Raw genomic sequence first — 24,830 nt, 5'->3', positions numbered from 1 at the left:
CGACGGCACCCGTACGTCCCGGTCTCGTGACGTAGGTCGACGGCCGGTCCGCCCCGGATCCGGGGCGGACCGGCCGTCGAATCCGGGCCGCCGGGCAGGTGACCTATTCCAGACGAGGACAGGCCGAACGACCCTAGGTTCTCCGGGTTTATCGGGGCAAGGTTGATGTATTCCCCACAACACGGTCGGGAGGTCGGTCATGTGCAACTACTGCGGCTGTCGGGAGTTCCCGCTGATCGGGCGACTGACCGCTGAACACGAGGCGATTGCCAACGCCGCCGGGCGGCTGCGTACCGCCATCACGTCCGGCGCGGAGAACCGCGTTGATCTCCTTGACGACCTGCTCGCGCTGCTGATGCCGCACACCGAAACCGAGGAACGCGGCCTCTTTCTCGAACTGCGTGCCGAGGGCAGCCTCACCGAAGCGGTGGAGCAGCTGTGCGACGAGCACGACGACATCCACGGCGTCCTCAGCACCGTCGACCGTGCGGCACCGGACTGGCCGGCGGTGCTGGCCGCCCTGGACCGGCTGCACCGGCACATCGACAACGAGGAACACGGGCTGTTCCCGGCCGCGGTCATCGCGCTGCCGATATCCGCCTGGGACCGGCTGACCCCACAGCAGTCAGACACCGCGGCCCAGCAGGCGTGATGCCAACGCCGACCGGGTGGCAGCGCTCCAGGACGACGAGCCGGCAGAGGGCATCGCACCGGAGCCCGGGTAGGCCGGTGCGGATACCGAAACAGGACGTGGGGGAACGTCCCTTCATCGTGATCTGGGAGGCCACCCAGGCGTGCCCGCTCGCCTGCCTGCACTGCCGGGCCTCCGCCCGCCCTGATCGGGACCGGGCCGAGCTGAACACCGACGAGGCCACCGCTCTGCTGGCGCAGGTCGCCGAGTTCGGGCGGCCCGCGCCGCTGTTCGTGATCACGGGCGGGGACCCGTTCCAGCGCCCCGACCTGGAGTTGTTGGTCCGCCGTGGCACTGAGTTCGGCCTGCCCGTGTCGGTCTCGCCATCGGGGACACCCACCCTCACCCGTCCGGCGCTGGCAGCGTTGCACGCTGCCGGGGCACGGGCGGTCTCGCTGAGTCTCGACGCTGCCACCGCCGCCGGCCATGACGGTTTCCGGGGGGTCCCCGGGGTGTGGGACCTGACCATGCAGGCCTGGCGCGATGCCGTCGACCTGGGCCTCAAGGTGCAGATCAACAGCACCGTGACCAGGAATAGCGTCCATGATCTGCCAGAGCTCGCCGCCCAGGTACGCGCTTACGGCGCCCTGCTCTGGAGCGTCTTCCTCCTCGTCCCGACCGGGCGGGGTCAGGGACTGCGGAGCCTGGATGCCACCCAGACCGAGGACGTGCTCAACGTGCTGTACGACCTCGGTGAGAGCATCGCGGTCAAGACCACCGAGGCGCACCACTTCCGCCGGGTCTGCCTGCAACGCGAGGCGCTGGCCCGGCGGGGCGACGACCACGTCCGCAGCCTGGGCCTCGGGCGGCTGTACCAGCAACTGCGCGATGACCTCGATTCGCGCGGGTTGACCGGTACCGCCGACCGGGTCCGACGTGCGCCGCTCCGGGTGAGTGCCGGCAACGGGTTCGCCTTCGTGTCCCACCGCGGCGACGTGCATCCAAGCGGCTTCCTGCCGGTATCGGCGGGCAATGTACGGCAGCGTTCGCTCCGTGACATCTACCGGGACTCGACGCTGTTCACCGCGCTGCGTGATCCGGATCGGCTCGGCGGTCGCTGCGGCGCCTGCGAGTTTCGCACCGCCTGCGGCGGATCCCGGGCCCGGGCGTACGCGGTGACCGGCGATATCTGGGCCGAAGACCCGTCCTGCAGCTATCGGCCCGACTCATTTCCACACCCGACGGAACTGTCTTTTCCCGGGGAACGGTAGCCGGCGTCGGGCGCGGTTGAAACCGCGACCCAGCGCGAACCCGAGTCACTGCTACTCTGTCGCGGGCCGGTCGTCGGTTAATCCGGTTGGTCGGCTCAGCCACAGTGGGCTTAGGATCCCCGCATGCTTGCCGCGCCCGCGCTCACCACCGACCTCGCTACCGCCTATCGCGAGCTCTCCGACCTGCGCGCTGCTGTGCTGGACGGGGACTGGGTCGCGCTGCGTCGCTTGGTTGACGGCCAGCGCCCGGCCACCCGGACCGAAATGATTTCTTACGCTGGCTCGCTGCCACCGACCGCGCCACTCGCCCAGCGGCAGGTCGAGGCCGATCCGGCCGACGGGCTTGCCGCCGCGCTGCTCGGCGAATGCCTGATCGTGCAGGCCTGGGAGGTGCGAACCGGCTATCAGGCCCAGCACGTCAGCCAGAACCAGTTCCGCGAGTTCCACCAGATCCTGCGTGGCGCGGAGCAGATGTTGATTGACGCGGCCGCGTACCGACCGGACGATCCGGCGATCTGGTATTGCCGCCTGCTCACCGCCCGGGGTCTGCAACTCGGCCAGGCTGAGGCACGTCGTCGCTACGACCGGCTCGTCGAGAGCGACCCGCATCATCTTCCGGGGCAGCTGCAGTACCTGCAGCAGATCTGTCCGAAGTGGGGTGGTTCGTTTGAAGAAATGCACTCCTTCGCCTGGGCGGCGATGTTGGCTGCGCCGGAGGGCGCGGCACAGGGCAGCCTGGTCGCCCAAGCCCACTACGAGCATCTGATCGACCTAGAGGGCAAAGAACGGGCCGACTACTGCGGAGACCTTCGGATCCGGGAGGAGCTGCGCGAGGCTGCCGCCCGATCGGTGCTGCATCCGGCTTTCGGCACGGAACACGGCTGGGTGGACGCGGTCAGCCGGTTCGCGTTGATCTACAGCGTCATCGGCGACCACGCCCTCGCCGCCCCGTACTTCGCTGCGATCGGCAACCTGGTCAGTGAAAACGTCTGGGGGTATTTCAATGACCCGGTGGAGATGTTCGACGGTCTTCGCCGTGAGGCGATGGCGAAGGGTGGCTGGTGATGATCCGGCAGCTGGAAGTTGACGGGGTACCGGCGCTACTTGCCCCGACTACGGGGCCGGCCCACGCCGGACTGATGTTTCGGGTCGGTCAGGCCGACGAGACCCTGGCCCGGCGGGGGATCACTCACCTGCTGGAACATCTCGTGTTGTACCCGCTGGGTACCGCCGACTATCACTACAACGGCACCACCGGCAACGTCGTCACCCACTTTCACCTACAGGGATCGGTTGACGACATCACCACGTTCCTGACTGGTGTGTGCAAAGGTCTGCGCGAGTTGCCGGCCAGCCGGGTGGAGACGGAAAAGGCGATTCTGCGGACCGAGTGGAACAGCCGTGGCGGCTCCGGCCTCGATGGTCTGCCGCTGTGGCGATACGGTGCCCGCGGCCACGGTCTGCTCAGCTATCCCGAGTGGGGCCTGCACGCGGTCTCCCTGGAGGACCTGCAGGACTGGGCCCGGCGCTACTTCACCAAAGAAAACGCGGTGCTGTGGCTCGCGGGGGCGGAGCTACCGGCCGGGCTGCGAATCGACCTTCCATCCGGCCAGCGGATGCCGGTCCCAGCACCCTCGTCGGCGCTGCCCCAGACCCCGGCGTTCTTCTCCGGCTCCGGCGGCCTGACCGCCGTCAACGCCGTGGCCCCCCGTAGCGTCACCGCCAGCGTCTTCGCCGGGGCGCTGGAGCGGGAACTTTTTCAGGCGCTGCGCCAACGGGACGGACTGTCCTACACCGCGGCCACCAACTACGAACCGCGCGGCGACGGGTACGCGACCATAACCGCTCTCGCCGATGCCCTGCCGGAGAAGCAGGACGCGGTGCTCGGTGGATTCATCGACGTACTGGCGAAGGTTCGGGTCGGCCGGACTGACGAGGCGAACATCGCCGCGGTGATCGGCAAGGCCACGGAGGCGCTCTCCGCCGAGGATGTCGACAGTTCCCGGCTAGCCTCAGCTGCGTTCGACGTGCTTACCGGGGAGGGTGTTACCGCCAGCGATGACCTGCTACGGCGGGTGAAGGAGGTTACCCCGGAGGCGGTGCACGAGATCGCGACCGAGGTACTCGCTGACTCGTTGCTGATGACGCCGTGTGGGCGGACTGCGGACTGGGCCGGATTCGTTGCCGCGCCGACCTCCTCGGCCACCAAGGTCACCGGCACCGACTACCCCGCGCTGGGCGGTCTGGCACAGCGACTCGTCGTCGGAACCGAGGGGGTGAGCCTGGTCAGCAAGGGCAGTGACGAGTTCGCCACGGTCCACTACGACAAGTGTGCCGCGCTGCTCACCTGGCCCGACGGTGGCCGACAACTCCTTGGCGAGGACGGAATCTCGATCCGCCTCGAGCCGACGCTCTATCGGGGCTTGACCACTGACACAGTGGATCAGGCGGTGCCAGCGCAGGTCCGGGTGGAGCTGCCGGCCCGAGACCCGGAGGAGGTCCCACAGCCACCGCCGGTCTCCCGGCGCCCCGGTTTGCTCCGCCGTTTCCGTAGTTTCAGCACCCGGAAGAAGGTTCGGGTCGTCACACTCAGCTGCATCGCGGCAGGGGTTTCCAGTATCTCCGTGACGGTGCTCATCGCCGTGCTGGTTGGCCAGGCGGAGCTGAGCGCGTTTGGCATCATCGGCAGCCTGTTACTTCCCCCCTTTCTCGTCGGTTCGGTCGTCCGGGTCTGGAAGGAGCCGGGCTGAGTCACCCCACGTCCGCCGGGGACCGAGTGGCGCCGGCCCTAGGCGGAGTGCGGGCTCCGGCCGCGCCGGAGGAGGCGTACGCCTGCTCCGGGCACAGCCCACTGCCCCGGCCGAACTCCTCGGCGAACGCCGGGGCGCCCAGCGCGGTGCGGGCGACGGCGGTGATTCGGTCCACGTCTCCCTGCTCCCCGGCTGGTAGCGGCGCGCCCACCGAGTCCCGCGCCATCGCCGCTGCGCCGAGTAGCCGGGCCGCCGCCGTGGGGCGGCCGTCGATGGTCGCCACGCCGGCCAGCCCCTCCAGCGCCAGCGCCTGCGCCCGGGGGTCGCCGACGGCGCTCGCCAAAGCGAACGACTCGGCATGGAGGTTAGCCGCGGCGGGGGCGGCCCCCCGCAGCTCGGCGATGAAACCCAACTCCGCCAGGAGCAGGGCCCGCACCACGTCAGCGTCGAGGCCGGGCTGCCGGGTCCAGTCCAGGAGGCGCCGCAACAGCCGTTCGGCATCGGCGAGGCGCCCCTCACGGCGGGCACCGAGGCCCAGCCCGATCTGCGCGTACAGCTCCGCTGGCTTGCAGCTCTGCTCGGCGGCCAGGCGTCGCGCGCGCTCGTGGAATTCGCGCGCTCGTTCGTAGTCGCCGGCGAGGAGGGCGATGCGGCCCAGGCCGGAGAGGCGGTCCGCGGCCTCCAGCCACAACCCCAACTCCTCGGCCAACTCCAGGCCCTCCCGGTGCAGCCGGGTCGCTTCCGGGTAGTCCCCGGTGGCCTCGGCCCGGTTGGTGAGCGGGAGGGACGCCTGCAACTGGCCCCACCGGTCGCCCAGCTCGCGGAAGAGGGCGGCGGCACGTTCGCCGTCCCGGCGTACCGCCGTTAGGTCGCCGCGGGCCAGTGCCTGACTCGCCCGCAGGCTCAGCGCGGTGGCGACGCCCCATCGGTCGCCGAGTCGCTCGAACTCCGGCAACACCTCGTTGACCAGGGTCGTGCTGCCGGCCACATCGCCGGTGTTGAGCAGGGCGAGCCCGAGGAAGGCCACGGCCCGCGCCCGCGCCGCCAACTCCTTTCCGGCCGGCCAGCCGGCCAGTGCGGGGGCGACCAGCGGTGCGTGTTCGCCGCCGCACTCCAGCAACGCCAGCCCGGCACGCCAGCAGGCGGCGGCGGCCCGGGGCGTCTCCGGCGCCGGCCCGGCGACGACGAGCGCGGCCTCGATTGATCGGCGCGTCTCCCGCAGCCGGCCCCGCAGGTAGCCGTACCAGGCCAGCGCGGTGCTCAGGTCGAGCGCCCCCGCCGCGTCGCTATCGGTGACCGCGTCGTCCAGCGCCTGCCGCAGGTTGGCGGTCTCCTGGTCGAGTCGGACCAGCCACTGCCGTTGCTTCGGGCCGCGCAGCTCCTCGTCGGCCCGGCGGGCCAGCGCGGTGTAGTAGCGCCGGTGACGGTGGCGGACCGTCGCCACCTCGTCTGCCTCCCGCAGCCGCTCGGCGCAGTAGGCTGCCACGGACTCCAACAGCCGGTACCGCGGCCCGACCGGCGTCTCGGCCGTGACCACCAGCGAGCGGTCGACCAGGCGGGCCAGCAGGTCGAGAACCTGGTCGGCAGGGAGATCATCGTCGGCGCACACCACCTCGGCGGCCTCCAGCGTGCAGCCGTCCGCGTGCACCGCGAGCCGCCGCAGGACAAGCTGCTCGGGCGCGCCGAGCAGCTCCCAGCTCCAGTCGATCATCGCGCGGAGGGTCTGCTGGCGGGGTGGTGCGCCCCAGTGTCCCCGGGTCAGTACCCGGAATCGGTCGTCGATCCGGGCCAGCAGACCGCGGACTCCCAGTGCGCGGACGCGAGTGGCGGCCAGCTCCAGTGCCAGCGGGATGCCATCGAGCCGGTGGCACAACTCGCCAACGTCCCGGGCGTTCGCCTCGTCAAGCGCGAACGCGGGCGCGGCGGCGGTCGCCCGGGTGACGAAGAGCCGGACCGCGCTCGCCCGGGCGAGCAGCACCGGGTCGCCGACCGAGGGATCCGGCAGGGCCAGTGGAGGCACGGCGCACACCTGCTCACCGGCGACGCCCAGCGGCTCCTGGCTGCTGGCCAGCAGGCGGACGCCCGGCGCCTGTCGCAGCACCCGGTCGGCCAGCGCGGCGACGGGCTCGACGACGTGTTCGCAGTTGTCCAGGAGCAGCAGGAGTTGGCGACCGCGCAGCGCCGCCAGCAGACGTTCGGCCGGCGTTGCGGGCGGGCGTTCCGCGTCTTCGCGGACGCCGAGCACCGCGAGGATCGCCCCGGCCAGGACCGCCGGGTCGGCTTCCAGGGCCGCGAGCTCGACCAGCCACACCCCGTCCGGGTACACGTCGGCTACCTGGCGGGCCGCCTCGACCGCCAGCCGGGTCTTGCCCACCCCGCCGGAGCCCACCAGGGTTACCATCCGCCCGGCGTCAAGGAGGCGGTGGAGGTCGCGTACCGCCTCCTCCCGGCCGATCAGCTCGGTCAGCGCCACGGGAAGGTTTCCCCGCGCCCGTGCTGGGAGCGCTGTGCCCGATGGTGCGGGCGCGATGGTAACCGGGCTACCCGCTGGCGGCGGGGCGAGCAGCGCCGGGTCCTGCGACAGGATCGCCCGGTGGAGGGCGACCAGCTCGGGACCGGGATCCACGCCCAGCTCCTCGGCGAGCTGTCGGCGGAATCGGTCGTAGCTGTCCAGCGCCTCACCCTGTCGGCCCGCGCGGTACAGGACCCGCAGGTGCAGGGCACGCAGGCGCTCTCGGTATGGGTGGCGGGTCAGCAGGTCGGCGAGCTCCCCGCTGTGCGGGTGGTGCTGGCCGAGGGCGAGCCGGGCCTCGGCCCGGTCCTCGATGGCGGTCAACCGCTGCTCCTCCAGTCGCGCGGCCAGTGCCGTGGCGAACGGGGCCTCGGGGAAGTCGGCCAGTACCGGGCCGCGCCACAGTCCCAGCGCCTCGTCGAGGAGCGCGGCCCGGGTGTGCGCGGCGGCGGTGTTGGCGGCCCGCTCCAGCAGGGCCGTGAACCGTTCGGCGTCGGTCGGCTCCGGGCGGGTGCGGAGCAGGTAACCCGGTGGGTGGGAGAGCACGCGGTCGCGGGCGCCGGGGGTCGCGGCGTTCAGGGCACGGCGCAGTCGCCAGACCTTCGTCTGCAGTGCCCCGGTCGGGTTGGCCGGGGGGAGGTCCGCCCACAGGTGTTCGAGGAGCCGGTCGATTGACACCGGCTGTCCCTCGTGGGCCAGCAGAGCGGCGAGCAGGAGCCGGACCTTCGCATCGGGCACGGTGACCGGTGTGCCGTCCGCCGTCCAGACGTCCAGCGGACCGAGGAGCCCGAAACGCATGGGGGCAACCGTAACCCAGCACCCCGACAACGGCCGTGAAATCGCCGGGAGTGGACTGGGAGTGGACCGAGAGTGCCGCCGGACAGGGTGGACCAGAAAGCCGGAACCCACCGGCCGTACCCCAGGAACGGAGAAAGATCGTGAACCTGCCACCGGTTGTGTCCGCCCAGGAGTGGCAGGCCGCGCAAGAGCGGCTACTGGTCAAGGAGAAGGAGGCGACCCGAGCCCGGGACGCGCTCGCCGCGGAGCGCCGCCGACTGCCGATGACGCGCATCGAGCAGCCGTACGTCTTTGAGGGGCCCGCCGGCCCGGTCGGGCTCGCCGACGTGTTCGAGGGACGGCGACAGCTGGTCGTCTACCACTTCATGTTCACGCCCGGCTCGTCGCACCACTGCGAGGGCTGCTCCATGTTCGTGGACAACCTCGGGCACCCGGCCCACCTCAACGCGCGGGACACCACACTCGCGTTGATCTCGCGGGCGCCCCGGGCTGAGATCACGCCCTTCCAGGAGCAGATGGGCTGGACGTTGCCCTGGTACTCGTCCTACGGCACCGACTTCAACGCCGACTTCGGGCTGACGTCGGAGGCGGGGGAGTCCTTTGGCCTGAGCGTCTTCCTGCGCGACGGCGACGATGTGTACCGCACATACTTCACCACCGGCCGCGGCGTAGAGGCCCTCGGTAGCAACTGGACCCTGCTCGACCTGACCCCGCTGGGTCGGCAGGAGGCCTGGGAGGACACTCCGGACGGGCGGCCGCAGGGCACACCGTACAGCTGGTGGCGGCTGCATGACGACTACGACGGGTAGAGCTGGGGCCGGTGCGCGTACCCGACGGAGGACCCTGATGAACATCAACGACAGTCGGGCTGGCCGGCGGGAGTGGGTTGGACTCGCGGTGCTCGCCCTGCCCACGCTGCTGCTGGCACTTGACCTCAACGTGCTCTACCTGGCATTACCGCAGTTGAGCGCCGATCTGGCGCCGGACGCCGCCCAACTGTTGTGGATTATGGACAGCTACGGGTTCATGATCGCCGGATTCTTGGTCACGATGGGCACCCTCGGTGACCGGATCGGTCGACGACGGCTGCTGATGGTCGGAGCCGCTGCCTTCGGCCTGGCCTCAATCGTCGCCGCGTACTCGCACAGCGCCGAGATGCTGATCGGTACGCGGGGGCTGCTGGGGGTCGCCGGCGCGACGCTGATGCCGTCCACCCTGTCGCTGATCAGCAACATGTTCAGCAATCCGCAGCAGCGCACCATGGCCATCGGGATCTGGATGGGCTGTTTCATGATCGGTTCGATCCTCGGCCCACTGGTCGGCGGGGCCCTGCTCGAATCCTTCTGGTGGGGCTCGGTGTTCCTGCTAGCCGTACCCGTGATGGCCGTACTGCTGATCGCCGCGCCGGTCCTGTTGCCGGAGTACCGAAACCCTGACGCCGGCCGATTGGACCTGGTGAGCGTCGTGCTCTCCCTGGTCACCGTCCTACCGGTCGTCTGGGGCCTCAAGGAGCTGGCCAAGGACGGCCTCGGTGTGGCGCCGCCGTTGGCCATGCTGGTCGGCCTCGTGGTCGGTGCGGTCTTCGTCCGCCGGCAGCGCCGGCTCGCCCACCCGCTGCTGGAGGTCCGCCTCTTCGCCAACCGCACCTTCAGCGCGGCTCTGCTCATCATGCTGGTCGGTGGGACCACCCTCGGCGGCATCGCGCTGCTCTTCGCGCAGTACGCCCAACTCGTCGCGGGCCTCTCCCCGCTGCGAGCCGGCCTGTGGATGTTGCCGTACGCGATCGCCATGCTGCTCGGGTCGATGCTGGCGCCGCTGCTCGCACGGCGCGTCACACCGGGCTACGTGGTGGCTGGCGGCATGGCGCTCGCGGCGGTCGGCTACTCGTTGATCGGCCTGGTGGGCAGTGTCGGCGGGCTCGGCCTGGCCGTGCTCGGCCTGGTGCTCGTCTACTTCGGGTTCGGCCCCGGGGCCGTGTTGGGTACCGACCTGATCATCGGGACCGCCCCACCACAGCGGGCCGGGTCCGCATCGTCGATCTCCGAGACCAGCACCGAACTCGGTGTCGCGCTCGGTGTCGCGCTGCTGGGCAGCGTCGGGACAGCGGTCTACCGCAGTGCGGTCGCCACCGCCATCCCGGTGGGCCTGCCGGGAGCTGCCGGCGAGGTGGCGGCGGAATCTCTCGCCGGCGCCATCGTCGTCGCCGAGCAGCTGCCCGAGCCGGCTGGCGCGGCGCTGCTGGAAGCGGCGCGGGCCGCGTTCACCAGTGGCTTCAACACCGCCGGCGGGGTGAGCGCCGGGCTGGCGGTGCTCCTCGCCGTGCTGTCCGCGTCGCTGTTGCGCCGGGTTCGTCCGACGCCGGAGCGGTCGGCTTCCTCCAGCTCGGCCCCACCCCACTTCGATCAGGAGAGTGCCGTCCCTACTGGCCGACCCAGCTCCGGGTCTCCGCCAGGACGGCCGAACCATTGAGGTCCGACAGTGACTGGCCCACAAAGTCACGCGCCTCGTTCGAGGTCTGCGTCCGGAAGGGCATCTCCGGCGCGGTCAGAGCCTCCATGACCACAGCTGCGACCTCGTCGGACGTCTGGGGCTTGCCGGTGTCTGCCTCGTACATCGACTGGACTCGTTGTGCGTACGCGGTCAGCGCCGGTGCGTACGGCCCGGCCTCCGCCACCATGGCCGCGACGTCCACGTTGGCGTTGGCCACGAACTCGCTGGTCACCGCGGCCGGCTCGACGACACCGACCTGCACGCCAACCGTCCGGGCGACCGGCGCCAGCGATTGCATGAAGCCCTCGACGGCGAATTTGGCGGCACAGTACGCCTCGTTGAAGGGCTGCCCGACGCTGCCACCGACGCTGCTGATGGTCAGGAGGCGGCCGCCGTTGGCCCGCAGGTGCGGCATCGCCGCCTGGGACACCTGGATCACACCGAAGAAGTTCACTTCGAGGCAGGCTCGGATGTCGGCGAGGTCATCGTTCTCGATGGTGCCGAGGTACGCGGCGCCAGCATTGTTGATCACGGCGTCGAGCCGGCCGTGCTCGGCCGCCACCGAGTCGATACCCTCCCGGACCGACTCGCCGGTGACGTCGAGGGCACGGATGTCCAGGGACACTCCGGCGTTCGCCGCGGCGGCGTTCAGCGCCTCCGCCTTTCTGGTGTCCCGCATCGTGGCCACGGTCGTCCAGCCTGCTCGGGCGCAGGCGACGGCGGTGGCCAGTCCGATGCCGGAGGACGTTCCAGTGATCAGGACGCAGCGATTCGGGCTCGTGTTCAATGCTCACCCCAAGTCGGCACGGGCTTCGGCCGTCCGGCAAACGCGGTGTGCCTGCCATGGCCAGCCGTTCAGGAAGACAGTACGCGGTGGGCCTCGTCGAGGTCACCGGGTTGCGGGATCCGACGGACGCCTGGGCGCAAAGACACGGGTTGGTAGAACCACCCTCCTCACTGACCCGCCCGGGCGGCCGGTCGGGCGACCGGACGTTGTCCTGCCGTGACCAGGCGGTGCTGTGCCGCCCGCTGTCGAGCTGCCCTCATAGCTGGGGCGTGGGAATACCCCGGGCCCGTCCGGCCAGCAGCCCGCCGGTGCCTGGCCTGCCGCCGAAGGACTGCGCGGGCCGCCTCTGGTCACCGTTGAAGGACCGCGCCGACCACGTCTGCGCCAGTGGAGCCGGTGCGTCCGTGTTGGTCGACTCGTGGCGGCGCACCTGCCTCGATCGACACCTCGGTCTATTCCGGCTGATAACACCTGCTCGCGGTAGCCCGGGTCGAGCCTTGGCGTCGGTCCCGCCGGTGGGGCAGCTCGACAGCGAAACCAACGCTGGCCGGGCGGCCGGTCGACACCAGCCGCTCCCACCGTCACCCGGGCGGCCAGCAGCATGGCACCCCCACACCGACCACCAACAAGCCACCTGATCACCCAACGTTCCGACCCGCTACGCGGGAAGGCTCAGTGGACGACGTCGTTACGGTAGGCCCAGATCACGATGTTGACGCGGTCCCGGACGCCGAGTTTCGCCAGTACCCGGCCGACGTGGGTCTTCACCGTGACCTCGGCGAGGTGTAGCCGTCGGGCGATCTCGGCGTTGCTCGCTCCTGCCACGATCAGGTGGAAGACATCGCGCTCCCGCGCGGTCAGGTCGTCAATGGCGGTGCTCCGCTGAGCCTGTCCCGGCTCGACCTGACCGGCGGCCAGGCGTCGGGTGGTCGCGGGTGCGAGGACCACCTCCCCCCGGTGCACGGTGCGAATGGCCGCGGTGAGCGCCTCGGCGGTCGAATCCTTGAGCAGGTAGCCACTGGCGCCGGCGTTGAGGATTCGGGTCGCGTAGTCGTCGCTGTCGTACGTGGTCAGCGCGATGATCTTCGGGCGGGGATCGGGGACGGCGAGGATGGCCCGGGTGGCGGTAATACCGTCGGTGTGGGGCATCCGGATATCCATCAGAATGACGTCCGGCTGGTGCGCGGCGGCGAGGGAGACCGCTTCCGCGCCGGTGGCGGCGGTGGCGACCACCCGTAGGTCGGCGGCGGAGTTGACGACGAGTGTGAACCCCGCACGGACGAGGTCCTGGTCGTCGGCGATGAGCACCGTGATGGGCGGCTCGCTCACGGCAGCGTTCCCTCCTGGGCCAGCGGCCACCGGGTGGTGACCGTGAATTCTGCCCCGGTGGTCACCGTGCAGCCTCCGTTGAACAGCGCGCAACGCTGCCGGATGCCGGCAAGGCCCTGCCCCGGCACCGGCATCCCGCCATCATGCTCCCCCAATGGGCTCGTCACGGTGACGGTGAGGAGGTCAGGCTGCCAGCGTAGCCGTAGGTGTGCCTGTCGCCGGGGTGCGTGCTTGATGACGTTGGTGAGCGACTCCTGGATCACCCGGTAGACGGCGAGGTCCATCCCGGGCCCGAGGGGCTGCTCGGCTCCCTCCGTGGTCAGGGTCACCGGGAGACCAGCAGCGGCGACGCTGGTCAGTAGCGCGGGTAGCGCGAGTAGCCCCTTGGCGTCCAACTCGTCGCCCGCCTCGGCGACGGTGCTGAGTAGGCGCTTGACGTCGGTGAGTGCTTCCCGACCGGTGCCCGCGATCTGGTCGAACAGGGGACCGGCGACGACGGCGTCGGCGCGGGCGGCGACCCGCCCACCCTCGGCCTGCGCGATGATCGAGGAGAGCGAGTGCGCGATGATGTCGTGCATCTCGCGGTTGATCCGGGTCCGCTCCTCGTGTACCGCGAGTTGGGAGCGGACGGCGCTCTCCGCTTCGGCGAGTCGCCGGCGGTGCTCGGCATGCTCCACGGCACTGCGCTGCTGGCGGTGCCGCAACCCGGTTGACCAGGCGGCGAGCGACGTCGCCACGATCACGCCGCCGAGCAGCCCGGCGCCGCCCGACCAATTCGGCACGGTGTGCAGGGCGTAGCCGGTCACCGCCAGGGCGCCGATCACGCCAAGTAGGAGGCCGGCGTGCCGCATCCGCTCGGTGGCGTGTGCGGCGACTGCGTGAATGGCGACCAGGCCGACGAGGTCGCCGGGGACGAAGACGCTCTGCGTCACCAGCACCTGTATGCCCGAGCTGAGCGCCGCGAGCCCGAGCATGGTCAGCGGTGCGACCCGGCGGATCGCCAGCAACGAGGCCAGCGCCGCCGACCAGTACCAGGCCGGTAGTCCGATGAGGCCGAGCCCCAAACAGCCGGCCACGGCGGCGAGCGCGCTGCCGGCGTCAACCACCAGCGCCCGCTTCGTTTCGACCCGCACTCGTTCAGGGTATTTGGGGAACTGCTGCTGGGGAATTGCTGCTTCCCCGGACGATACCGAAGCCTCGATACCAGGGTATCGGTCCATGGGGGAAGGGCGATGCCCCGGACGGATGTGCCCGGCCGGGAGCCTGCCTACCGTCGGTGAAATGGTGATGCAGACGGCGGGTGCCGACATGGTCAGCTGCCGAGACGTCTACAAGACGTACGGTGCCGGCGAGTCCGCGATTCGGGCGGTGGACGGGGTCTCCGCCGATTTCGCGGTCGGTGAGTTCACCGCCATCATGGGTCCCTCCGGCTCCGGAAAGACCACGTTGATGCAGCTGCTGGCTGGATTGGACACCCCCACCGAGGGCTCGGTCCGGGTGGCTGGCATGCCGTTGGCGGGGCTGGACGACCGTGCGCTGACGGATCTGCGGCGGGATCGGATCGGCTTCATCTTCCAGGCGTTCAATCTGCTGCCCACGCTGACCGCTCGACAGAACATCACGCTTCCGCTGCGGCTCGCCGGCAGGCCGGTTGACCCGGTGCGGCTGCAGATCATCAGCGACTGGTTGCGGATCGGCGACCGGCTGGAGCACCGCCCGGCCGAGCTGTCCGGGGGTGAGCAGCAACGGGTCGCGGTAGCCCGGGCCCTGTTGGCCCAGCCCGGGGTCGTGTTCGCCGACGAACCGACCGGTGCGCTGGATATCGCCACCGGGCGGGCCCTGCTGGCCGGCCTGCGGGACGCGGCGCGGCGGTACGGGCAGACGATCATCATGGTGACCCACGACCCCGGCGCCGCGGCGCACGCCGATCGGGCCCTGGTGATGGCCGACGGCCGGATCCGCGACGAACTGCGCCAGCCCACCCGGGACGCCATCCTCGCCTCGCTGGCCGCGGTGACGCTATGAGGGCGATCGTCGCACTGGCCTGGGCGCAGGTCCGTACCCATCCGACCCGGTTCCTGGCGATCATCGTCGCGGTTCTGCTGGCGACGGGGTTCCTCGTCGCCACCGCCACCTTCGTCGCCACCGCCGGCGAGGGCCTACGTCGCACCGCGGCGGCGCCGCTCACCACGGCCGACATCGTCGCCGTGGCGGACTCGACCTCCGACCCGGGTTGGCACCGGACGGTGGCGGAGGTCTCGAACGTCCGCACGGTCGACCCGCAGTTCGCGCGAACGGTGAGTGTCGTCAGTGGCGAGCGCCGCGGTTCCGCGACTGTGCAGAGCATCGCCGCCACCGTCGCGGTCCGCTGGTTTGACCTGGACCGTGGCTCGTGGCCTACCGGCCCGGAGCAGGTAGTCGCGGACCAGCGGACCCTCGACGAGTTGGGGGTGGGCGTCGGCGACCGGTTGACCTTCCGGCCGGGTGACGGGAAGCCGGAAACCGTCACCGTGACCGGCTCCACCGATTTGGGGTTCCGTCCGTTGGCTGGTGCGTCGTTCCGCTTCTACGCCGACCCGGCCTACTTCGCCGACGACGTGCCGCACGCCGCCCTGGTCACGGTCGACGACCCGAACCGGCTCGGGGCCACTGTCGACCTGATTGATCGCCGACTGCCGGCGGGCGCGTCGGCGGTGCGTGCCTCCGTCGCGGCGGACGAGGCCGCCGCACGCCTCGTCGGGGGGAGTACCCAGCTGATCGTGTTGATGCTCGCCCTCGTCGCGGTGGCCCTGCTGGCCGCCATCCTGGTCATCGCCAACACCTTCCAGGTGGTGGCCGCCCAACGGGTTCGCCAAACTGCCCTGCTGCGGCTCGTCGGCGGGCACCGAGGTCAGGTCAGCTGGATCCTGCTGGCTGAGGCCGCCATCGTGGGTGCGGTCGGCGCCGTCGTGGGTGCGGCGGCGGGAGTCGTGGTCGGCTACCTCGGCGTCAACCTGCTCGGCATCGGCGGTGGTGGCCTGCGGGTGAACCCGTTGGCCCTGACTGGCAGCGTGTTGGTCGGAATCCTGGTCACGCTGTTCGCCGTCGGGTTGCCAACCCGACGCGTTGCGGGCGTCGCACCGGTCCGGGCGCTCGGGGAACTGCCCGAGGTGCCATTCGCCGCGGTCCGCGCTCCGCGTCGCCCGGTCGCCGGCGCGGTGGTCACGCTCGGTGCGATCGTGGTGCTGGCCGTCGCGGGGATCGGTGGCTCGTTGCCGCTGGCCCTCGCCGGTGGCCTGTTGCTGGCGGCCGGCCTGCTGCTCGTCTTACCCTGGCTGATCGCGATGCTGCTGCAGCCGATTGCCCGGGTGTCGGAGCGGTTCGGCGTCGCCGCTGGCCTGGCCGGCAGCAGCCTGAACCGGAACGCCCGACGGACCGCCACGGCGGCGATGGCCGTGGCGGTTGGCTCGGCCCTGATCGCCTGCCTGACCGTGGCGGCCAGAACCGGACAGGCCACGGTGGAGGCGGACCTGGCGGCCCGCTATCCGGTGGCCGTCAGCGCCCACACCGAAGGGGGCCCCGTTGACGGTGCCACGGTTCGGGCGCTCGCCGCAGTACCCGAGCTGGCTGCCGCGGCCACCGTGGGTACGGTGAACGCCCGGTTCTCCGACGCCGGCAAGGCCACGCCGACTCGAATCGCGGCCCTGCCCGTCAGCCTGGTCGACCGGCTGGCGCCCGAACTCGCCGCACCCGCCGAGGTGCCGGTCCTCCTCGTGCCCGAGGCGTACCTGACCGCTCGCGGCCTACCGGAGGGGAGCCCGGTGAGCGTCGGTGTCGGTGACCGGAGCCTGAGCTTTGTCGCCCGCACCTCCCGGCTGGCCGACACCACGGGGCAACTCCTCGGGGTGGCCTCCGCCGACGCGCTCGCAGCCCAGGGCGTCCCGACAGTCCCCACCACGATCTGGGCGGTGGCGGGTCCCGACTTCGACCGGGCCGCCCTGGCCGACCGGGTGCACGCGGTCACCACCGGTGATCTGGAGATGGAGTTAGGCGGCGGCATCACCGAGGGGGGCGACCTCGCCGAGGTGCTCGCCCTCCTGCTCGGGCTGGCACTCGCGATGCTCGGCGTAACCGTGATTATCTCGTTGCTCGGCGTGGCGAACCTGCTGGGCCTGTCGGTCATCGAGCGTACGCCGGAGCTGGCGTTGTTGCGGGCGCTCGGCACTCGGCGCGGGCGACTATGGGCGATGCTCGCTATCGAGGCGGTGATCATCACCGGGATCGGTGCCGGTACCGGCCTGCTGATCGGCGTGCCGGTGGGCCTGGTCGGGGCGATCGCCACCGTGGCCCCGACGGCCACACCGGTCATTGCGCTGCCCGGGGTGCAGCTGGTTCTGCTACTGGTCGCAGCGGTGGTGACCGGGGTGCTGGCCAGCGTCCTACCGGCGTGGCGGGCGACGCGGATCACCCCGGCGCAGAGCTGGACGCGCTAGGTTCTGTCTCGCGGATCTTGATGGTTTGTCTGCCGTCCCTGTTACCGTCAGGCCGTCGCCTTCGTGCTGGTCCGGTGGTTTCGCCCTGGGTGACACCCTCAGCGAGAGGAGTTTCGCGTGCCGGATGTGCAGCGGTCAGAGCTGGTTGCACTGCTCGACCTCGAGCCCCACCCCGAGGGCGGCTGGTACCGAGAGACGTGGCGCTCGACGCAGACGCTGCGTCCCACCGGGTACGACGGCAGCCGTAGCGCGGCAACCGCCATCTATTTCCTGCTGCACCCCGGTGAGCGTTCCCGTTGGCATGTGGTGCGCTCGGACGAGCTCTGGTTGTGGCACTCGGGCGGTCCGCTGACGCTGCGGTTCGGCGGTTCTGGCCAGCAGCCGGCGGACGAATCCAGAGACGTCACTCTCGGTATGGATATCTCCGCCGGTCACCGTCCGCAGGTGCTGATTCCGGGCGGGACGTGGCAGGCCGCGATCCCCGCCGGTGCCCAACCGGTCCTGGTCAGCTGTGTGGTGGCGCCCGGGTTCGACTTCGCTGACTTCCAGCTGCAATAGGTATCGCCGGCGGAGCGGAGGCTGCCGCGTCGTCATGCCTGTGGAGGAGGATCGCGGGGGTGTACGAAGAACGGGCATCGCCGCTGCCGTACGTCGTCGCGTGGCGTAGCGTCACGGCACCGGATGGCGCTTCGGCGCGGGTGCTGCCCGACGGCTGCCTCGACCTGATCTGGCGGGACGGTGCGGTCTTTGTCGCCGGGCCGGACACGACCGCCCGGGCGGCGCCCTCCGCGCCGGGCAGTCGCTACGCCGCGCTGCGGTTCGGCGCCGGGACCGGGCCCGGCGTGCTCGGCATCCCCGCCAGCGAGGTGGTTGATCGGCAGGTGCCGTTGGAAACGGTGTGGCCGGCGGCGTCCGTCCGCGCCATCGCCGAGGCGGCGGATCCGCTCGCCGCCTTGACCGCCGCGGCGCGCCGTCGCTGGCGCGGCACCGACCGTGCGATGGTCGCCTTGGCCGGTGCCGCGCGGGCCGGATTGTCCGTCGGCCTGGTCGCGGCGCGCTGCGGACTCAGCTCCCGGCAGCTGCAGCGACGTAGCAACGCCGCGTTCGGTTACGGGCCGAAGACCCTGCACCGGATCCTGCGGATGCAGCGGGCCGTCGCGCTGGCGCGGACCGGTCAGCCCTTCGCGTCGGTAGCGATTGCGGCGGGCTACGCCGACCAGGCTCACCTCGCCCGCGAGGTACGGGCGTTGGCCGGGGCGCCGCTCACTGTGCTACTGCGGTGACGTGAGCTGAGCGAAGAGGTCCACGACGTTGCCATCCGGGTCACGCACCTGTGCATAGCGTTGTCCCCACGGTGCGTCCCAGGGCTCCTGGACCGACGGGTAGCCGGCGGCGACGAGGTCGGCGTGGAACTTCTCCACCTCGGCCGCGTCCGCGCAGCGAAAGGCCCAACCGCCGGAGGGCGCTCCGGGTTCGTAGTCGGGGTCGAACGACCGCAATGAGGCGTGGGTGTCCCACATGAGTCGAATGCCGCCGGAGACGGTCACCTCGACGTGCGGCTCATCCTCCGCGCCGGCCGGAAACAGCAGGCCGAGTCGGCGGTAGAAGGAGAGAGATGCTGCCATGTCGGCCACCGCAAGGCCGATCGCGTTGAAGGTGGGTGCCATGGCCTCGACGGTACGAGTGGTCCGCGCCTCCGTCTTGAACGAATCGGACGGGCGCCGGGGTGTCCTGCTCCGGGGCGGACACCCCCGGCCGCCCCGCTCCACTGCACCGCAGCTTCAACGCGGCGGGCCGTAGCCCGCCCTCAACGGGCGAGCCGCACCGCCACCGCGGAGGTCCAGATGAACAGAGGGAACACGGCTACTCGTTCCATTCCGCCGACGCCGATGCCGAGGTCAACCTGAGCCAGGAACAGGGCCGTACCGCCGAGCCCGACCAGGCCCAGGGTGAGGCTGAGCTGGCGCATTGAGGTCAGCACCGGTGAACGGCGGGCCAGCGCGGCCACGAGCATTCCTCCGTTGGCCAGGAAGAAGATCAGTATCGCCCCGAGGAAATGCTTGTTCTCGTTGACATCCGCTGGGTACGCCCCGGCCAGGAGGTAGCCGCCCGCACCGGCGAGCGTCAGCAACTGCACGCTCCGTGCGGCGATTCCGGGTCCCAGTGCTGACCAGGTGAGAAGGACTCCGAGTGCGAGCAGTACCCCGGTGCTGACCATGGCGCTGTTCATCGCGACATGCCAGGGTGAGCACACTTCACGAGGGCGGGTGGTGTCCCACATCCCACAGGTCACATTGCCCAGATCACTGATGTTGTTGGTGCTCCAGCTGAATCGGGGCTGACGCCAGGCCAAACCGGTTATCAGGTTTGCGGCGACGAAGAGCGGGGCGGCGAGCAGCCAGCTGTGCGCGCCAAGGCGGTGTATACCCATTCGGCAAGTCCAGCGCGTCCCGGCGGGCTTCGCACTGGGCCTGGTCAGTCAGTCTGAGGTAGGGCTGGGTATACCCGAGGAATACACCTACGCAGCTGGTTCGACCTAACTGTCCTGGTTAGCGTTGCCGCATGACCTTGGATCGACCCCGACACCTGGCGGCGGCGCTTCGCCGGCCTGGCTACCTGCTCTCGTCTTGGCCGTGGCGGGCCCTGGTGTACGCCGCCTGCACCCTCCCGATCGCCGGTGCCCTCTTCGTTGGGCTGCTCGCTGTCGTCGCACCCCTGTGGGCGACGATCAGTGCGGTGCGGCGGGGTCAGTCGGTGGAGCTTCCGGTCGTCATATTCCTCACCGTCGCCGGGCTGGCCCTGCTCGCCCTGGCGCCGATAGTGAGTGCCGTGGTGGCGCCGCTCGAGCGGTGGCGGCTCGGCCTGGTCGACCCGCGTCCGCTCGCCGGAGCGCGGATCCGGGGTCTGGCTGCCCGCTACCCGAGCCCAGCGGCGTGGCGGGAAGTGGCCTACCTCTGCTGGCTGGGCGGGGCGGTGCCGGTCGCGTACTGGATGCTCTCTTTGCTCGTTCTGCTGGACTTCACGCTGATCGCCAGCCCTTGGTTGGCCGTCGACAGCGACCGGGTCATCCTCGTCCAGACCACGGTCGACACCCCGGGCCAGGCGATCCCGTACGCGGTCGTGGGCCTGCTGTTCATTCCGGTGTTGTGGTACCTGCTCGGGCTGCTCGTTGCCGTTCAGGCGGTCGTGGCCCGCCGGTTGCTCGGGGGACCCGTGGCCGGGGTGGCGCTGCGCGAGGTCACCCGCTCCCGGACCCGGCTGGTCAACGCGTACGAGGCCGAACGCCGCCGGATCGAGCGGGATGTGCACGACGCGGCCCAGCCCCGGCTGACCAGCCTCACCCTCCAGCTCGGCCTGGCGAAGCTCGACGTGCCCGACGACTCCCCGGCCGCGAAGCCCCTGGCCATCGCACACGGACAGGCCAAGGCCCTGATGGTGACGCTCCGGCAGATCGTGCAGGGCATCCGCCCGCAGCACCTCGCCGAGCTCGGTCTCGCCGGCGCCGTCCGGGAACTGGCCGCGGCGACCACCGTCCCGGTCGCCGTCCACGCAGACCTCCGGCAACGCCTGCCGGAACTGATCGAGACCACCGCCTACTTCGTGGTCTCCGAGTCCGTCAGCAACGTGGCCCAGCACGCCCAGGCGACCCGGGCCGAGGTGCGGTTGACCCAGGCCGACCAGGACCTCGTCGTGGAGGTCGAAGACAACGGCCGCGGTGGTGCCAGCCCCGGCCACGGCACCGGCCTGACGGGCCTCGCCGACCGGGTCGCCGCGGTCAACGGGCGGTTGCTGCTCGCCAGCCCGGCCGGTGGCCCCACCGTGTTGCGGGTGGAGCTGCCATGGCACCGATGACCCGGGTTGTGCTGGCCGAGGATGAGGTTCTGCTGCGCGAGGGTCTCGTCGGCCTGCTGAACAGATTCGACTTCGAGGTGGTCGCTGCCGTCGGCTCCGTGCCGGCACTGCTGGACGCGGTCCGCACCCAGAAGCCGGACCTGGTCGTGACCGATATCCGTATGCCGCCCCAGCACCGGGATGACGGCCTGCGCGCGGCCGTCACGCTGCGTGCGGAACAGCCGCATCTAGCAGTCGTGGTGCTCAGTCAGTACGTGCAGAGCGAGTACGCCTCCGCCCTGCTCAGCAGTGGTGACGGGCGCCGGGTCGGCTATCTGCTCAAGGACCGGGTCGCCGACGTCGCCGACTTCGTTGTGACGCTGCGTCGGGTGGCGGCTGGCGGAACAGCCATCGACCCCGACGTCGTACGGCAGCTGTTGCTTCGCCCCCATGACCCGCTCGCCGCCCTGTCCACCCGCGAGCGCGAGGTACTCGCGCTGATCGCCGAAGGCCACTCCAACGCGGCGATCGCGGGGAAGCTCTTCATCACCGAGGCGGCGATCGGCAAGCATGTCGGCAACATCCTGACCAAGCTTGAGCTGCCGCCCAGTGATGACACCAATCGCCGGGTGTTGGCTGTCCTCACCTACCTACGCACGGGCCCGCCGCGCCCCTCGTAGGGCGGGTCTCTCCCCGGCCCGCCGTCAGGTGAGCAGCGGCTCCAGGACGCTGGGGGTGGTCGCCTCGGTATTGCTGAGCATCACGAACCGGCGGTCTAGTTCCGGAATGTGCCCGACGAACGTCTTGTAGCCCGCGTTGTGGCCGCTGTGGTGCCACCACCGCCGGTTGTTGAGTTCGCCCAGGAAGATGCCGTAGCCGTAGCCGCTCTCCTCCGGACCCTTGCCGGTCCGGGCCTGCTCGGTCAGCATCAGCGTGCGGTAGGGCTCGCCCAACAGCCGGCCGTGCTGGAGGGCGTCGAGCCAGGTCAGCATGTCGTTGGCGGTTGACCACACGTCGCCGGCTCCCATGCCGACCACGTCCAGCTCCCAGGTCGGCAACGGCTGGCCGTCCGCGTCGTGGCCGAGTGCCAGGTTCGGTCGTGCGGTGGGCATTCCGGCGAAGGTCTGGGTCAGACCGAGGCGGTCGAAGATGCGCTCTGCCAGGAAGGCCCGGTAGGGCGTGTCGGCGGATCGTTGGACGATCTGCGCCAACAGCACGTACGCCGGGCTGCTGTAGCTCCAGCCTGCGCCGGGTGGGAATTGCAGCGGTACGGAGTGAAAGGTTTTCAGTAGTTCGCTCGGCTCGACCCGCTGCCCCAGATCGATCATGGGGTAGTCGTCCCAGTGGCCGAGGCCGGAGGTGTGGCTGAGCAGGTGGTGCAGGGTGATGTCCTGCCACTGTTCCGGGCAGCCGTCGATCCAGCGGCTGATGGGATCCTCGAGGAGTAGCGTGCCCTCCTCCACCAGCAGGAGCAGGGCAGCGGCGGTGAACTGCTTGCTGACCGAGGCGAGCTGGAAGCGGGACTTTGTGTAGTCGGCCACGACGACCTCGTCGCCTTGTTGTACTGCTATGTCCACTTGGGCCATGCCGCACACCCTAGCGCGCTACGGGTGCGTGGCTTTGGTGGTCGCCGGACGGCGGGCAGTGAAGTTTCGAGAATGTTTCCGAAAACTCTTGCAACTTCTTTCATGGATGCCGCATCGTGTTCGCTACCGGATGGCCGTCCGCCCTTGCCGAGCGCCCCTTCGCACGAGAGGTCCCCGTCATGGAAACCGCGAGACCACATCCAGTTGGCCGCACCGGCCGTCTGGTGCTCGCCGCCGCGCTGGTCGCGGTGGGCGGCACAGCGGTCGTCACCGCCGCGACCACCGCCAGCTCCGCCCGCGCCGCTGTCGTCCTCAACGACAGCGAGGTGACCGCCAACCTGTGGCAGTGGAACTGGAACTCGGTCGCCACCGCCTGCACCGACCACCTCGGCCCCGCTGGCTACGGCGCGGTGCAGGTGGCCCCGCCGCAGGAGTCGGTGTACCTACCCAACAGCGCCGACGGGGTGCACCCCTGGTACGAGGTCTACCAGCCCGTCTCGTACCAGCTGGAGAGCCGGTTCGGTAACCGGGAGCAGTTCGCCAGCATGGTTACCACCTGCCACGATGCGGGCGTGCGCGTCTATGTTGATGCGATCGTCAACCACATGGCCGGCACCAACAACCCGCCGGGCACACGCGGCTACGCCGGCACCGAGTTCTCCGGCTACAGCTACCCCTCGGTTCCCTATGGCGGGGGCGATTTCCATCGCCCGGGCGACAACTGCCCGACCGACGGCTCCATCAACGACTGGGATAACGAGGCCCAGGTAACCAGCTGTGAGCTGCTCTCCCTGGCCGATCTCTACACCGAGAAGGAGTACGTGCGCGACACGATCGCGGGGTACCTGAACGACCTGATCGGCCTCGGCGTCGACGGTTTCCGGGTGGACGCGGTCAAGCACATCCGGAAGGACGACTTCGCGGCGATCCTCAGCCGGCTGGACGACACCGTCGCGGAGGGGAAGCGTCCCTACGTCGCCCAGGAAATCTTCGACGGCGCCAACAACCCCGCCCTCCAGGCCCGGGCGTTCATCGGCAACGGCGACGTGCTCGACTTCGCGTACGCCAAGGGCATTCGCTCCGCCTTCCAGGGCTCGATCGCGACGTTGGGCAACATTCCGAACTGGAGCCTCGACGCGCCGAGTGCCAACGTCTTCTCCATGGTCACCAATCACGACCTGGAGCGAGACGGGGTGGTGCTGTCGTACAAGGACGGCACCGACTACGTGCTCGCCAACTACTTCGCGCTGGCCTACCCGCACGGTAAGCCGTCGGTCTTCGACAGCTTCACCTGGTCGAATCGGAATCAGTCCCCGCCACACAACGGTGACGGGTATGTCACCGACACGGTCTGTGGTGGCGCCTGGAACTGCCTGAGCCAGAGCACCGGCATCAAGGGCATGGTGGGCTGGGCCAACGCGGCGCGTTCGGTCCAGAGCATCGCCGACTTCACCGCGGTCAACGACAACGTGATCGGCTTTCACCGAGGCGACCGGGCCTGGATCGGCATCAACGACTCCGGTGGCACCACCACCGCCACCTTCACCACCGGCCTCGCTGACGGTGACTACTGCGACGTCATCTCCGGCGCGGCGGACGGTAGCGGTTGCACCGGCGCTACGGTGAGTGTCACCGGCGGTCAGGCCACCGTGAGTATCCCGGCGAACAACGCTGTCGCAATCCACGTCAACGCCCGTCCCGGCGCGACGCCGTCGCCGACGGTCAGCCCCACCGGTGACCCCACCGACGAGATCGCCACGACCTTCACGGTCAGCGCGACCCCCAGCGCCGATCAGGAGGTCTACGCCGTCGGTAGCATCTCCGAGCTCGGCGCCTGGTCCCCGGCCGCTGCGGTGCGGCTGACCCCGCAGGGTGGGAACACCTACCGCGGCACGATCGACCTGCCCCCGTCCACCGCGGTCGAGTACAAGTTCATCAAGGTGACCAGCGGGGGAGACGTGGCCTGGGAGCCCGGTGAGAACCGGAGCTTCACCACCCCCGCCTCCGGGACGTACGCGCTGACCGAGACCTTCCGGGGCGACTCGATCCCCGCTCCGGCGATCCCCAGCTCGTTCCACGCCACCGTCTACACCTACTTCGGGCAGAACGTCTTCGTGGTCGGTAATGTCGCGGAGCTGGGCAGTTGGAATCCGGACAACGCCATCGCGCTCTCCGCGGCCGACTACCCGGTCTGGCGGGCGACCGTCGACCTGCCGCCGAGCACCCACATCGAGTACAAGTATGTGAAGAAGAATCCGGACGGTTCGGTGACCTGGGAGTCCCAGTCGAACCGGAGCTTCACCACGCCGGCCACCGGCACCCGCACCAACACGGACACCTGGCGCTAGCCGCAGCCGGGCCCACCCTCGGAAT

Annotated in this window: 20 protein-coding genes; 13 read left to right on the top strand and 7 right to left on the bottom strand. The window is 70.2% G+C overall.

The window, feature by feature from the left end; all coding sequences use genetic code 11:
• The first annotated feature begins 199 nt into the window (after positions 1-199).
• From SALPAC4_RS0123960 to SALPAC4_RS0123945, 4 genes are all read left to right on the top strand, one after another.
• Positions 200-652: a hemerythrin domain-containing protein gene (locus SALPAC4_RS0123960; RefSeq protein WP_019872539.1), complete on the top strand. Its 453-nt coding sequence runs from the start codon at positions 200-202 to the stop codon at positions 650-652.
• A 98-nt stretch (positions 653-750) separates the two neighbouring features.
• A complete protein-coding gene (locus tag SALPAC4_RS0123955) occupies positions 751-1,902 on the top strand; it encodes a TIGR04053 family radical SAM/SPASM domain-containing protein (protein ID WP_019872538.1) in 1,152 nt (383 codons plus the stop codon).
• Between the two features lie 123 nt (positions 1,903-2,025).
• Entirely contained in the window at positions 2,026-2,967 is a 942-nt protein-coding gene (locus SALPAC4_RS0123950) for a hypothetical protein (protein ID WP_019872537.1), read from the top strand.
• Positions 2,967-4,652 (top strand): M16 family metallopeptidase, encoded by a 1,686-nt coding sequence (locus tag SALPAC4_RS0123945; protein ID WP_027645051.1) that lies wholly within the window; start codon positions 2,967-2,969, stop codon positions 4,650-4,652. The genes SALPAC4_RS0123950 and SALPAC4_RS0123945 overlap by 1 nt, the downstream gene beginning before the upstream one ends.
• A gap of 1 nt (position 4,653) precedes the next feature.
• Here SALPAC4_RS0123945 and SALPAC4_RS0123940 read toward each other — a convergent pair whose 3' ends face one another.
• Positions 4,654-7,962 (bottom strand): ATP-binding protein, encoded by a 3,309-nt coding sequence (locus SALPAC4_RS0123940; protein WP_019872535.1) that lies wholly within the window; start codon positions 7,960-7,962, stop codon positions 4,654-4,656.
• Positions 7,963-8,102: 140 nt separating this feature from the next.
• Here SALPAC4_RS0123940 and SALPAC4_RS0123935 point away from each other — a divergent pair, with 140 nt between their 5' ends.
• Both SALPAC4_RS0123935 and SALPAC4_RS0123930 read left to right on the top strand, forming a co-directional pair.
• Positions 8,103-8,771, top strand: a complete 669-nt coding sequence (locus SALPAC4_RS0123935; protein ID WP_019872534.1) for a DUF899 domain-containing protein — start codon at positions 8,103-8,105, stop codon at positions 8,769-8,771.
• Between the two features lie 37 nt (positions 8,772-8,808).
• Positions 8,809-10,431 carry an MFS transporter gene (locus SALPAC4_RS0123930; RefSeq protein ID WP_019872533.1) on the top strand — a complete coding sequence of 541 codons (1,623 nt, stop codon included), beginning with the start codon at positions 8,809-8,811 and terminating at the stop codon, positions 10,429-10,431.
• Here the strand turns inward: SALPAC4_RS0123930 and SALPAC4_RS0123925 are convergent.
• From SALPAC4_RS0123925 to SALPAC4_RS0123915, 3 genes are all read right to left on the bottom strand, one after another.
• On the bottom strand, positions 10,382-11,239 hold the full coding sequence (locus SALPAC4_RS0123925) for an SDR family NAD(P)-dependent oxidoreductase (protein WP_019872532.1): 858 nt from the start codon (positions 11,237-11,239) through the stop codon (positions 10,382-10,384). The two genes, SALPAC4_RS0123930 and SALPAC4_RS0123925, sit on opposite strands and share 50 nt — an antisense overlap.
• Positions 11,240-11,911: 672 nt before the next feature.
• Positions 11,912-12,568, bottom strand: a complete 657-nt coding sequence (locus SALPAC4_RS0123920) for a response regulator (RefSeq protein WP_019872531.1) — start codon at positions 12,566-12,568, stop codon at positions 11,912-11,914.
• On the bottom strand, positions 12,565-13,701 hold the full coding sequence (locus SALPAC4_RS0123915; RefSeq protein ID WP_019872530.1) for a sensor histidine kinase: 1,137 nt from the start codon (positions 13,699-13,701) through the stop codon (positions 12,565-12,567). The genes SALPAC4_RS0123920 and SALPAC4_RS0123915 overlap by 4 nt, the downstream gene beginning before the upstream one ends.
• 148 nt (positions 13,702-13,849) lie before the next feature.
• Here SALPAC4_RS0123915 and SALPAC4_RS0123910 point away from each other — a divergent pair, with 148 nt between their 5' ends.
• The 4 genes from SALPAC4_RS0123910 (at position 13,850) to SALPAC4_RS0123895 (ending at position 18,323) form a co-directional block, all read left to right on the top strand.
• On the top strand, positions 13,850-14,593 hold the full coding sequence (locus SALPAC4_RS0123910) for an ABC transporter ATP-binding protein (RefSeq protein WP_019872529.1): 744 nt from the start codon (positions 13,850-13,852) through the stop codon (positions 14,591-14,593).
• A complete protein-coding gene (locus SALPAC4_RS0123905; protein WP_019872528.1) occupies positions 14,590-17,040 on the top strand; it encodes an ABC transporter permease in 2,451 nt (816 codons plus the stop codon). Before SALPAC4_RS0123910 ends, SALPAC4_RS0123905 begins: the two co-directional genes overlap by 4 nt.
• A 117-nt stretch (positions 17,041-17,157) precedes the next feature.
• Complete coding sequence (locus SALPAC4_RS0123900; RefSeq protein ID WP_020113562.1) at positions 17,158-17,598, top strand: cupin domain-containing protein; 441 nt, start codon at positions 17,158-17,160, stop codon at positions 17,596-17,598.
• A gap of 59 nt (positions 17,599-17,657) precedes the next feature.
• A complete protein-coding gene (locus SALPAC4_RS0123895) occupies positions 17,658-18,323 on the top strand; it encodes a helix-turn-helix transcriptional regulator (protein WP_019872526.1) in 666 nt (221 codons plus the stop codon).
• On the opposite strand, the gene SALPAC4_RS0123890 is transcribed toward SALPAC4_RS0123895, so the two are convergent.
• Positions 18,312-18,707, bottom strand: coding sequence for a VOC family protein (locus SALPAC4_RS0123890; RefSeq protein WP_018737833.1), 396 nt, complete (start codon positions 18,705-18,707; stop codon positions 18,312-18,314). The two genes, SALPAC4_RS0123895 and SALPAC4_RS0123890, sit on opposite strands and share 12 nt — an antisense overlap.
• A gap of 140 nt (positions 18,708-18,847) precedes the next feature.
• The gene (locus tag SALPAC4_RS0123885) at positions 18,848-19,471 is read right to left on the bottom strand and encodes a DUF998 domain-containing protein (RefSeq protein WP_019872525.1); all 624 of its coding nucleotides are present in this window, start codon (positions 19,469-19,471) and stop codon (positions 18,848-18,850) included.
• A 131-nt stretch (positions 19,472-19,602) separates the two neighbouring features.
• Here SALPAC4_RS0123885 and SALPAC4_RS0123880 point away from each other — a divergent pair, with 131 nt between their 5' ends.
• Positions 19,603-20,892, top strand: a complete 1,290-nt coding sequence (locus tag SALPAC4_RS0123880; protein ID WP_019872524.1) for a sensor histidine kinase — start codon at positions 19,603-19,605, stop codon at positions 20,890-20,892.
• On the top strand, positions 20,880-21,551 hold the full coding sequence (locus SALPAC4_RS0123875; RefSeq protein ID WP_019872523.1) for a response regulator transcription factor: 672 nt from the start codon (positions 20,880-20,882) through the stop codon (positions 21,549-21,551). The genes SALPAC4_RS0123880 and SALPAC4_RS0123875 overlap by 13 nt, the downstream gene beginning before the upstream one ends.
• Positions 21,552-21,575: 24 nt before the next feature.
• Here the strand turns inward: SALPAC4_RS0123875 and SALPAC4_RS0123870 are convergent, their stop codons facing one another.
• Positions 21,576-22,412 (bottom strand): serine hydrolase domain-containing protein, encoded by an 837-nt coding sequence (locus tag SALPAC4_RS0123870; RefSeq protein WP_019872522.1) that lies wholly within the window; start codon positions 22,410-22,412, stop codon positions 21,576-21,578.
• A gap of 224 nt (positions 22,413-22,636) precedes the next feature.
• Between SALPAC4_RS0123870 and SALPAC4_RS0123865 the strand changes: the two genes are divergently transcribed.
• Positions 22,637-24,805, top strand: a complete 2,169-nt coding sequence (locus SALPAC4_RS0123865) for a carbohydrate-binding module family 20 domain-containing protein (RefSeq protein WP_027645050.1) — start codon at positions 22,637-22,639, stop codon at positions 24,803-24,805.
• The last annotated feature ends 25 nt before the right edge of the window (positions 24,806-24,830 follow it).

The sequence above is a fragment of the Salinispora oceanensis genome (assembly GCF_000383575.1).
Lineage (GTDB): Bacteria > Actinomycetota > Actinomycetes > Mycobacteriales > Micromonosporaceae > Micromonospora > Micromonospora oceanensis.
Note: the sequence above shows the minus strand (reverse complement) of the source record. Positions and strands in the feature narration are given on the sequence as shown.

Excerpts from the sequence above, each read along its gene's own strand:
- SALPAC4_RS0123930 (WP_019872533.1), top strand. The coding sequence starts at position 8,809 with ATGAACATCAACGACAGTCGGGCTGGCCGGCGGGAGTGGGTTGGACTC.
- SALPAC4_RS0123910 (WP_019872529.1), top strand. The coding sequence starts at position 13,850 with ATGGTGATGCAGACGGCGGGTGCCGACATGGTCAGCTGCCGAGACGTC.
- SALPAC4_RS0123885 (WP_019872525.1), bottom strand. The coding sequence starts at position 19,471 with ATGGGTATACACCGCCTTGGCGCGCACAGCTGGCTGCTCGCCGCCCCG.
- SALPAC4_RS0123890 (WP_018737833.1), bottom strand. The coding sequence starts at position 18,707 with ATGGCACCCACCTTCAACGCGATCGGCCTTGCGGTGGCCGACATGGCA.
- SALPAC4_RS0123880 (WP_019872524.1), top strand. The coding sequence starts at position 19,603 with ATGACCTTGGATCGACCCCGACACCTGGCGGCGGCGCTTCGCCGGCCT.
- SALPAC4_RS0123945 (WP_027645051.1), top strand. The coding sequence starts at position 2,967 with ATGATCCGGCAGCTGGAAGTTGACGGGGTACCGGCGCTACTTGCCCCG.
- SALPAC4_RS0123865 (WP_027645050.1), top strand. The coding sequence starts at position 22,637 with ATGGAAACCGCGAGACCACATCCAGTTGGCCGCACCGGCCGTCTGGTG.
- SALPAC4_RS0123950 (WP_019872537.1), top strand. The coding sequence starts at position 2,026 with ATGCTTGCCGCGCCCGCGCTCACCACCGACCTCGCTACCGCCTATCGC.
- SALPAC4_RS0123875 (WP_019872523.1), top strand. The coding sequence starts at position 20,880 with ATGGCACCGATGACCCGGGTTGTGCTGGCCGAGGATGAGGTTCTGCTG.
- SALPAC4_RS0123960 (WP_019872539.1), top strand. The coding sequence starts at position 200 with ATGTGCAACTACTGCGGCTGTCGGGAGTTCCCGCTGATCGGGCGACTG.
- SALPAC4_RS0123905 (WP_019872528.1), top strand. The coding sequence starts at position 14,590 with ATGAGGGCGATCGTCGCACTGGCCTGGGCGCAGGTCCGTACCCATCCG.
- SALPAC4_RS0123940 (WP_019872535.1), bottom strand. The coding sequence starts at position 7,962 with ATGCGTTTCGGGCTCCTCGGTCCGCTGGACGTCTGGACGGCGGACGGC.